This is a genomic window from Spirosoma spitsbergense DSM 19989 (genome assembly GCF_000374085.1).
Classification (GTDB): Bacteria; Bacteroidota; Bacteroidia; order Cytophagales; family Spirosomataceae; genus Spirosoma; species Spirosoma spitsbergense.
On the sequence record NZ_KB893445.1, the window covers coordinates 1 to 10,442 of the forward strand.

Consider the following 10,442-nt stretch of genomic DNA (forward strand, 5'->3'; position numbering starts at 1 on the left):
GGTAGGTTTCAAACTGCAACCGCATGGTATTTTCGGCATACTGGTCGCTGTGGCGAGCCAATTGCAGAAAGTTGATTCGGTGACGAACACTCAAAAACAGCATCAGAATGTGGTGTATAAATTGCCGACGGGGTTTGGTCAAATCGGGCAGGTTAGCTACTATTGTACTCAGTAGGGCTGGTCCTTGCATAAAGGCGTTGTTTGGTTTGGATGTCAGATACCCAAAACTAACACGCCTTTTTCATATCCCTAAAAATTGACGAACCATTGTCAAATATAAGCAGTATCTTATTTCAATAGGTATACCAAGAGTGATGGTAGTTTGCTGCCGTCAGTTTCCGTGCTGCCTCACCAGCCTGGATAGAAAGGGCACATTCACCTGATTTTCGTTGCTTTTTAACCACGCTGCACCAAATATGCACCTATTTGGGCGAAATATGCACCTAGGTCTGACAGCCATCGGCTAATCTTGCACAGGCATTAGGAACCGAAAACCCCTCCTTTTCTATACCCCGGTAATCCGGAGTTGACTGCCGCCGAATCTTCCTCTTTTTTACCCTTAATCGTCCAGTGGTTAACCGCCCCTCATGCCCGCGTCACCTCCCTGTGTCTTAAACGGGTGAGGGGGCGATGCTTCATCCCCCAGCGACCCAATTTGTCCGTTTCTTATCTGAATGAAAATCGTTCAACAAATCATAGCTATGACGTTTCCTTTACCCTCCTTTATCCGTTTCCTGCTGCGAGCCTTCAGTCTGCTGGTGCTGCTGAGTGCCAGCCTGCTGACGCAGGGCCAAACGATTCGCTACGTGAAACCCGCTGCCACGGGCACAGGCAACGGCAGCAGCTGGGCCGACGCCAGCGGCAATTTGCAGGCCATGATTAATGTCAGCGTATCGGACGATCAGGTGTGGGTGGCAGCCGGGACGTTTAAGCCCGGTGGTAACGCCAACACCAACCGCACAATCAGTTTTGCCATGAAGGGTGGGGTCACTATTTATGGCGGCTTTGTGGGTACTGAAGCTAACGTGAGCCAACGACCCACCATCAATCTGACAAATCCCTCATCCACCACCCTTTCGGGTGATATCGGTGCGGTAAGTGACCGAACTGATAACAGCTTTCACGTCATTAAGAATCCCTCCGGGTTAACCACTACAGCGGTGCTGGATGGCTTTGTTATTACGGGTGGTAATGCCACTGATTCCGGTAATCAACAGGATATTGGCGGGGGAATGCTAAACGTTGGCAATCGTAATTTCTCAAACCAGCCTCAGGGTCAAGCTAGTAGTCCATTGATTCGCAACTGTTTGTTTCAGGCTAATTCGGCTACCTCCGGCGGAGCCATGTACAACGATGCGGATGCTGGTATTGGTAATAGTAGCCCTACATTAACCAATTGCGTCTTTCAGGCTAATACCGCTTCCAGCACCGGCGGGGCCATCTACAACAATGGGTATAATGATAACGGCACCAGTCCCACACTGACCAACTGTACCTTTCAGGCCAATTCGGCTTCCAGCAACGGTGGGGCCATTTACAACGATGGGCATGACAGGGCCAATAGCAGCCCCGCATTCACTAACTGCTTTTTTCAGGATAACCGTGCTTCCTCCGGCGGGGCCATCTACAACGATGGTAGTTTATATGGGGGTAACAGTAGCCCTACGCTGACCAACTGTTCGTTTCAGACCAACCGTGCAACGAGTCAGGGTGGGGCCATCTACAATTATGGTAAGGCAGGCACTAGTAGTCCTACGCTGATCAACTGTTCCTTTCAGACTAATTCGGCTACCTCCGGCGGTGGCATGTACAACAACGCTAGTGAAGGGTTTAGCACTGGTAGCGGCAGCGGCCCCAGCAGCAGTCCTAAGCTGATCAACTGTTGGTTTCAAGCCAATACCGCTTCCAGCACCGGCGGGGCCATCTACAACCTTAGCACTTATGAGGGTACTATCACAGTGGTGCTGACCAACTGTACCTTTCAGGCCAATTCGGCTCCTCAAGGGGGCGCGATATATGGCTACGGCTATGGCAACGGTTATGTTGCTACTTCCACCCTGACTAACTGTGTACTATTTGGCAATGGAGGAGCTAACACGTTTTACAATGCTTATACTACTGTCTCAGCCACTTATAGTTTGCTTGATGCCTCAGTGACGGGCTATTCGGGTAACACGGGTAATATAACAGTAACGGTATCACCCTTTGTCAGCACCACCGGACCGACTCTTAGCGGCTGTGGACCTGCCATCAACGCGGGGCTGAACTCGGCTACTGGTTTAGCGGGTATTACCACTGATCTGGCGGGCAACCCCCGTATCGTCGGGGGGCGGGTTGATATGGGGGCGGTCGAATTCCAGGGTCCCGCGGCCATCACGGCACAGCCTGTAGCGGGGTCTACGGTGTGCGCGGGCGGCAACGTGTCAGTGGCGGTTAGTGTCACGGGCACTGTCATAGCCTACCAGTGGTACAAAAACGGTTCGCCCGTTAGTGGGCAAACCACCGCTACGTTGCTACTGCCAGCAGCCACCGTCACAGATGCAGGTACGTACTCATTGGCCATTACGGGGAGCTGTAACAGCCTTACAAGTAGTGCCTTTAACCTAGTCGTCAATCCCGCACAGGCCCGCCTGTATGTAAAGGCCGGGGCCAGTGGGGCCAACACGGGTCTGAGCTGGGCTGATGCTTTCCCCGATCTGCAATCGGCTCTTAATTACCCTTGTTTGGGAAGTGCGTCCGGAACGCCAACCGCTGAAATTTGGGTAGCCGCCGGAGTGTATAAACCGACATCCACCATTAACCGTAGCCTCAGCTTTGCTATGAGGAACGGGGTGACCATCTATGGAGGATTTGTGGGCAACGAAACCGCGCTGAGCCAACGGGTGCTGAGCAACCCGTTGTCGACTATCCTCAGTGGCGACATTGGTACCGCGGGTATCAACGCCGACAACAGTTACCACGTTTTCAATAACCCCACGGGTCTGACCAACTCGGCGGTGCTCGATGGCTTCCTCATTACGGGCGGCAATGCTAATGGTAGTACCTCGCCCGACGATGGGGGCGGGGGAATAATCAACAACGGCAGTGGAGCCAATAACAATTGTAGCCCCCTGATTCGTAACTGTTTGTTTCAAAACAATAGTGCCGCCAATGGGGGCGGAGCCATCTACAACGCCGGTTATACGGGCGGCAACAGTAGCCCCGGCCTGCTCAACTGCGCCTTTCAGAACAACAGTGCCGCCAGCCGGGGCGGGGCCCTGTACAACGATGGTAGTATAGGCGGCATCAGTAACCCCCCCCTGACCAACTGTTCGTTTCAGGCCAATTCGGCTGGGTCCGGCGGGGCGATGTATAATCTTGGGTATCAGGGGGCCAGCCGCCCCAACCTGACCAACTGCGTGGTGTGGGGGAATGGCGGGGCCAGCACCTTTTTCAACGGGCCTGGGGCTTTCATTACCACCAGCTACAGTTTATTCGAGTCCTCGGTAACGGGCTACAACGCTGGTTCGGGTAACCTGACCACGACCACTTCGCCTTTTGCCAGTGCCACGACTACCCTGTTGAGGTGTGGCTCCACAGCCATCGACGCGGGCGACCCGGCCACCACCAGCGCTACCGTTGGCAGCATCGATCTGGCCGGCAATAATCGCTTCTACGCCAATGGTCACATCGATATGGGGGCTTACGAAGCTCAGGGAGCTTCCAATACCATCACCACGCCTGGTGTGAGTACGGCGACGCTGGGAGTAGCCTTTAGTCAGTCCTTCACCGCTTCGGGCGGCACTAGCCCCTACAGTTACAGTCTGGCCAGCGGCAGTCTGCCGACGGGTCTGGGTCTGGCTAATACGGGTGTGGTGTCGGGCACACCCACCCAGCTTGGCAGCTTCACACTGACGGCGATGGGTCGGGATGCCGTCGGCTGTTCGGGGGTAAGCGCGGCCTACGTCCTGACGGTAGTGAATGCCAACCCAACCCTAACCGGCTTGGTAGTTAGTCCAGGGGCGGTCTGCGTGGGCCGTGCGGCAACCTTCACGGCGACGGTGGGCAACCTCACCGGCAGTTATAGCTACACGCTCACCAACGGAGTCAGTGCTCCGCTGACGGGCAGTGCCAGCAGCAGCCCGTTCAGCCAATCGGTCACTGCTAGCGGCACGGGTCCTCAAACCTTTACACTGACCGTGAGTGCTAATAGCCGGTCCGCATCCAGCGTAACGACCCTGGTAGTGAACCCCTCGCCGGTAGCCACCCTGGCCAGCAGCGGTACGCTCAGCTGCGCCAACTCCAGCGTCACCCTGACGGCGGGTGGGGGCAACTCCTACACCTTCGCCAGTGGCAGCGGAGTATTAGGCACACCGGGTGCGGCCAATACGGTAGTCGTCACCACTGCGGGCACCTATTCGGTGATGGTGGCCTCGGCCAGCGGCTGCGTGAGCACCACCAGCACGGTTGTCACGGCCGATCAAGTGGTTCCTTCGATCAACATCAGCCCCAGCAGTGCGACGCTGAGCTGCGCCAGTCCGACGGTGAGTCTGACGGCGGTGGGTAGTGGTTTGGTGCGCTGGAGCACAGGCGAGACCACGCCCGTCATCTCGGTGAGTGCAGCCGGGGCGTATTCAGTGACACTGACGGGTGCCAATAGCTGTACGGCTTTGGCCACCACCACTCTCCAGGGAGACCTCGCTCCACCCACCGATGCCCGCCTAAGCTCGGGCACGTTGACCTGTAGCCAAACCAGCCTGACCTTAACGGCCTCGGCCAGTGGCGGAGTGAGCTACCACTTCAGCGGGGGCACCCCGGTGGGGATGGGTCAGTTGGTAGTGACCACGGCGGGTCTCTACTCGGTGACCATCACCGGGGCTAACGGGTGTTCGGCTACGGCCAGCACCAGCGTGCAAAGCAGCACCGCTACGGTGACCATCACCAACCCAACGGTCAGCACGGCGACAGTGGGGGTGTCCTTCAGTCAATCCTTCACCGCTTTGGGTGGTACCAGCCCCTACAGCTACACCCTGGCCAACGGCAGTCTGCCGACGGGTCTGAATCTGGCTACCACGGGCGTGCTGAGTGGTACGCCCAGCCAGGTGGGCAGCTTCACGATCACCGCGTTGGCCTACGATGCCACCGGCTGTTCGGGGGTGAGTACGGCCTACGTGCTGACGGTGATCAACGCCACGCCCACCATCACGGGCTTCTCGGCCAATCCGGCCGCCCTGTGCGTGGGCAGTCCCGTCACCTTTATGGCCACCATTAGCAACCTCATGGGCAGCTACAGCTACACGCTTACCAACGGTAGTTCAACCCAGACCGGTAACAGTACCAGCACCACCTTCAATCAATCGGTGACGGCCAGCGGGTCGGGCACCCAGACCTTTACGCTGACGGCGAGTGTCAATGGCCAGTCCGCATCCAGCGTAACCACCCTAACGGTTAACCCTTTGCCGATGGCGGGCCTGACCAACAATGGGCCGCTGAGTTGCGCCCAGACCAGCGTGACCCTGACGGCGGACGGTGGCGACACCTACCAGTTTGCGGGGCCTGGCATCGTAAGTCAGATCGGCAATACGGCCGTGGTGAACACGGCCGGGGTCTACTCCGTCACGGTTACCAGTACCGCCAGCGGCTGCTCCAGTTTCACGTCCATCACCATCGATCAGGATACCAATGGCCTGGAAACGAGCCTGGAGGACAGTGGCCCGCTCACCTGCGCGGTGACGTCGGTGACACTGACGGCTAACCCCGAGGGGCAACTGTATCAGTTCAGTCAGGGGGCGAGCCAGATTGGTTCGAGCAATCAGGCCACGGTGAGCACACCAGGCTTATACTCAGTGACGGTGATTTCGGGCAACGGCTGCTCCTCCGTGTCCAGTGTGAGTGTCACGCAGAACAATACCGCGCCAGTAGCGACAATCACGACCAATTCCTCCACGACGCTTACCTGCACCCATACGCAGGTAACCCTGTTCGCTTCTGGGGGCGACCGGTACGAGTTCGCGGGGCCGGGCATCGTGAGTCAGGAAGGCAGCCAGGCGCTGGTGAATGCCGCCGGGGTCTACTCGGTAACCGTGACCAACAACGATACGGGTTGTTTCTCGGTCACGGCCATCACCATCAGCCAGGAAGCGGCTCCCCAGGCCACTCTGACAGCCAGTCCCTCGGCTACGCTGAGTTGCGCGGTGCGTTCCGTAACGCTGACGGCGGGCGGTGGTAACACCGGGGAGACGCTCTCCTACGCCTTTGGGGGTCCGGGGGTGGTGAGCCAGAGCGGCAACCGGGCCGTGGTCAACACAGCGGGCGTTTATTCGGTGACGGTGACCAACACGGCCAGCGGCTGCTCGAGCACCACCACCCTGACGATCGATCAGAACACCAGTGGCCCGGAAACGAGCCTGGCCGGCAGTGGCCCGCTCACTTGCGCGGTGAGTTCGGTTACCCTGACGGCCAGTCCCGCGGGGCAAACCTATCAGTTCAGTGCGGGAACGACCCAACTGGGCACCAGTAATCAGGCGACGGTGAGCAGCCCGGGTCTGTACTCGGTGTCGGTGGTGTCGGCCAACGGATGTTCGACCACGGCCAGCGTGAGCGTGGCGCAGGACAACACCCAACCGGTGGCTACCCTGTCGGCCAATTCCTCGACCACCCTGACCTGTAGCCACACCCAGGTGACCCTGTTCGCGGGGGGCGGAGACCGGTACGTGTTCGCGGGGCCGGGCATCGTGAGTCAGGAAGGCAGCCAGGCGCTGGTCAACACGGCCGGGGTCTACTCGGTGACGGTGACCAACAGCAGCACGGGCTGTTTCTCGGTGACGTCCATTACCATTGACCAGAACAACTCAGTGCCCCAGGCCAGCCTGACCAGCAGCGGGCTGATCACCTGTGCGACGAGCAGCGTGACGCTGACGGCCAGTCCCAATGGATTGAGCTATGCCTTCGCGGGGCCGGGCGTGGTGAGCCAGAACGGCAATCAGGCCATCGTGAATGCATCGGGTACCTACTCGGTGACGGTAAGCAACGGGGCAAACGGCTGTTCGGCCGTGGCCCAGACCACCGTCACCAGCGATCAATCAGTGCCCGAGGTCAGCCTGACCAACGACGGACCCCTGAGTTGCACCATGAGCACGGTGACGCTGATGGCCAATCCCAGCGAGTTGACGTACCGCTTCAGTGCGGGGGCCACTCAGGTGGAAGGGGGCAATACGGCCACGGTCAACACGGCGGGTACCTACTCGGTGACGGTGACGGCTGGCAACGGCTGCTCGGCGGTGGCCCAGACCACCGTGACGGGTGACCAATCGGTGCCCGAGGTCAGCCTGACCAACAATGGTCCTTTGAGTTGCACCATGAGAACAGTCACCCTGACAGCCAGTCCCGAGGGGCAATCCTACCGCTTCAGCGCCGGAGCCACTCAGGTAGGCAGCGGCAACACGGCCACCCTCAACACGGCGGGTACTTATTCGGTCACGGTGACGTCGGGTAATGGCTGTTCAGCCGTTGCTCAGACCACCGTCACCGGCGATCAAACCGCGCCCTCCGTCAGCATCACGGCCAATCCCAGCCTGACCATCACCCAGGGGCAGTCCGCTACCCTGACTGCATCGGGGGCCGTCACTTACGCCTGGAACAACGGGGCCAACACCCCCGCCATCGTGGTCAGCACCGCCGGACCCTACTCGGTCACCGGCACCAGTGCCAACGGCTGCACCGGCACAGCCTCTGTCACCCTGACGGTCAATCCGGTGGTGACCGCTCCCTTTGCCATCACCGCCGTTACCACTGTGGACTGCACACCCGTCCTGCCCAACCGGTTTAGTGTCAGCTTCACCCCCCGCTACAGCGGCTTGGACGGCTCGCCCGTCAGCTTCTCGGTGACCAATGAGTTGTTTCCCACCACGAGTCCCGGGCCCTACACCCTCCAGCTCTACACCGATAACCCGGTTATCACCCTGGAAGCCCGGCAGGGCGGAGCCACCACCAAATACACCTACGACTGGCTGGCGGCCTGCAACAGCGCCACCACGCCCAACACGCCCCCCAGGGTGGTGATGGGCATCCCCGGCCAGACGGCCACGGTGGGTCAGTACTTTTCCTACGTGATCCCTGATGGCACCTTCACCGATACCGAAACGCCGGGTAGCCTGCGGCTGTCGGCCAGCGGGTTACCCGGCGGTCTAAGCTTCTCGGGCGCTACGCTGTCGGGCACCCCCTCCAGCACGGTGGGCTCGCCGGTCTCCATCACCATCACGGCCACCGATCCGGGCGGGCTCTCGGCCAGCACCCCGCTGGTGCTGAGCGTGCAGCCGGCCATGGGCACCCCCCCGCCTACGGTACCCTTCGCTATCACGGGGGTGACCACCATCAGCTGTACGCCGGTGGCCGACCGCATCAACATCAACTTTACTCCCCGCTACGCGGGTCTGAACGGGCAGCCCGTCGCTTTCGAGGTGGTGAACGAGACGCTGCCTACCACTGAGCCGGGTCCCTACAGCCTGACCTTGTACCGCGACAACCCGGTCCTCACCCTGCGGGCCACGCAAACGGGCAGCGCCGGACCGGTGAGCTATGCCTACAACTGGCTGAGTGCCTGTCAGAGCGTGGGTCAGGACAACACGCCCCCGCGGCTGAATCAGCCGGTAGCCAGCCAGACGGCGGTTGTGGGTCAGGCGTATAGCCTGAACCTGACCAACACGTTCATCGACCAGGAGACGCCCGACCAGATCAGCCTGTCGGCCGCGGGTCTGCCAGCGGGTCTGAGTGTGAATGGTAAGTTCATCAGCGGTACGCCCAGTATGAGCGGGGTGAGCAGTGTGACCTTGACAGCGACGGATGGGGGCGGCTTATCGACCAGCACGGTCTTCAGCTTTACGGTGCTGTCGGCCAGCACCCAGCCCCCCACCAATCCACCCACGGCTCCGTTCAGCCTCACGGGGGTGACCACGGTGAGTTGCGAGGTAATAAGTGCGGGTAAGCGGAGAGTGACGTTCACACCCCGGTACGCCGGTTTGGATGGCTCGCCGGTGAGTTTCCGGGTGGTAAATGAAACACTGCCCACGACCAATCCGGGTCCCTACACGCTGAACCTGTACACGGATAATCCAGTCATCACCCTGGAAGCGACACAGAGCGGGGTGGTGAGTCCGTTCAGCTACGGCTGGCTGGCCGCCTGCAACCCCGGTGCCCGCGTGGGTGCGGGTCCGGAAGTGCCGCTGTCAGTCACCGTATTAGGAAACCCGGTGTTGGGCGAGTCGGTCGAGGTGGAGGTGCGGGGCGCTGAAGGACAGGCGCTCACCCTGTCCGTGACCGATGCGCGTGGCCATCAGGTGAGTGAGCAGTTGGTTGGCCGGTCCGGGGTAGTGGAGCGGCAGACATTGCGCCTGGGCCAGGTTCCGGCAGGCGTGCTGCTGCTGCGGGTGAGCACCTCCACCCAAAGCCAGACCATCAAGCTGCTCAAAGCAGAGTAGCACTTATTTTCGACAGACTGGTTCACAAAAGAAGCCGCGTTCCATTGAAGGAGCGCGGCTTCTTTTGTGATTCGGAGGTTTAAATGAACGGTTTCAGCAGTGGCCCCTCCTGAAAAGCATTGACACGTCCAATGATCCCCACCGATAGGTGCTGCAGACTACGTGGCTGACTGATTCCGGCTCCCTATTTTAATCGGTCGCTCCACGTCTTTGGACACCCGGCCCTGAACAGTAGTAAGCCTCGCCGAGTAGAGTTACTGTTGACTGACTCTGATCCCGCCCCTAGTGCCAGTGCCAGCAACTGCGGACAGATCCCCCCGACAAAAAGAACTAATTACTTGTTTTTTTTCACTTTTTTGGCGCGATGCACCAAATGTGCGCCTATTTGAGTGAAATGTGCACCTATTTGAGTGAAATCTGCACATGGGTCTGACAGCTTTGGACTAAACTTGCACAGGTATCCAAGGCCGAAAAGCCAACCTTTTTTATCCCCCGGTTTGGGGCAGGTAATCCGGGGTTGAATGCTGTCGAATCTTCCTCTTTTTTACCGTATCTGTTGTGTATGGTCTACCTGTTTGTACCTACCGGTCTTTACCCGTTCATGCCTACCTTGAGCGGGTGAGGGGGCAATGCCACACACCCACGTTGCCGGTTTCTTTTAGGCATTACCATCGTTTAACGTATATATACCTTATAGTAAATAACTGAAGTTACGCAGGGTCAATGTTTAACAAGAGATTCTTTTGTTGGAGAAACCGGAGTTCAGCTAAAGCTGCCTGAATGGCTTTGATATACAGTCGACCTTTCAAGGCGAACTGATTCGTTGATTCAGCAAGTTTTAAGCCCTCTAACTTGACAAAAGCACAGACTGAAGCCAGCAAATGAGTGCTCTGTGTGGTGATACTACGAGCCGGTGAATTTTGCAGTGAAGTGTTGTTCTTCAGCGACTTATGGTAGTCTTCAATGCCCCACCGTTTTTGATAGGTT

2 protein-coding genes and 1 pseudogene are annotated in these 10,442 nt (G+C 58.7%); 1 reads left to right on the top strand and 2 read right to left on the bottom strand.

Annotation, left to right across the window (positions count from 1 at the left end; genetic code table 11):
* Positions 1–190 (bottom strand): hypothetical protein (locus tag B157_RS34710; protein WP_026309102.1); only part of this gene is annotated, 190 nt, incomplete at its 3' end.
* A 511-nt stretch (positions 191–701) separates the two neighbouring features.
* On the opposite strand from B157_RS34710, the gene B157_RS34715 reads away from it, so the two are divergent.
* Entirely contained in the window at positions 702–9,455 is an 8,754-nt protein-coding gene (locus B157_RS34715; RefSeq protein WP_020602850.1) for a putative Ig domain-containing protein, read from the top strand.
* Between the two features lie 710 nt (positions 9,456–10,165).
* Here B157_RS34715 and B157_RS39295 read toward each other — a convergent pair.
* Positions 10,166–10,442, bottom strand: a pseudogene (locus B157_RS39295) (IS701 family transposase); the annotation flags it as partial.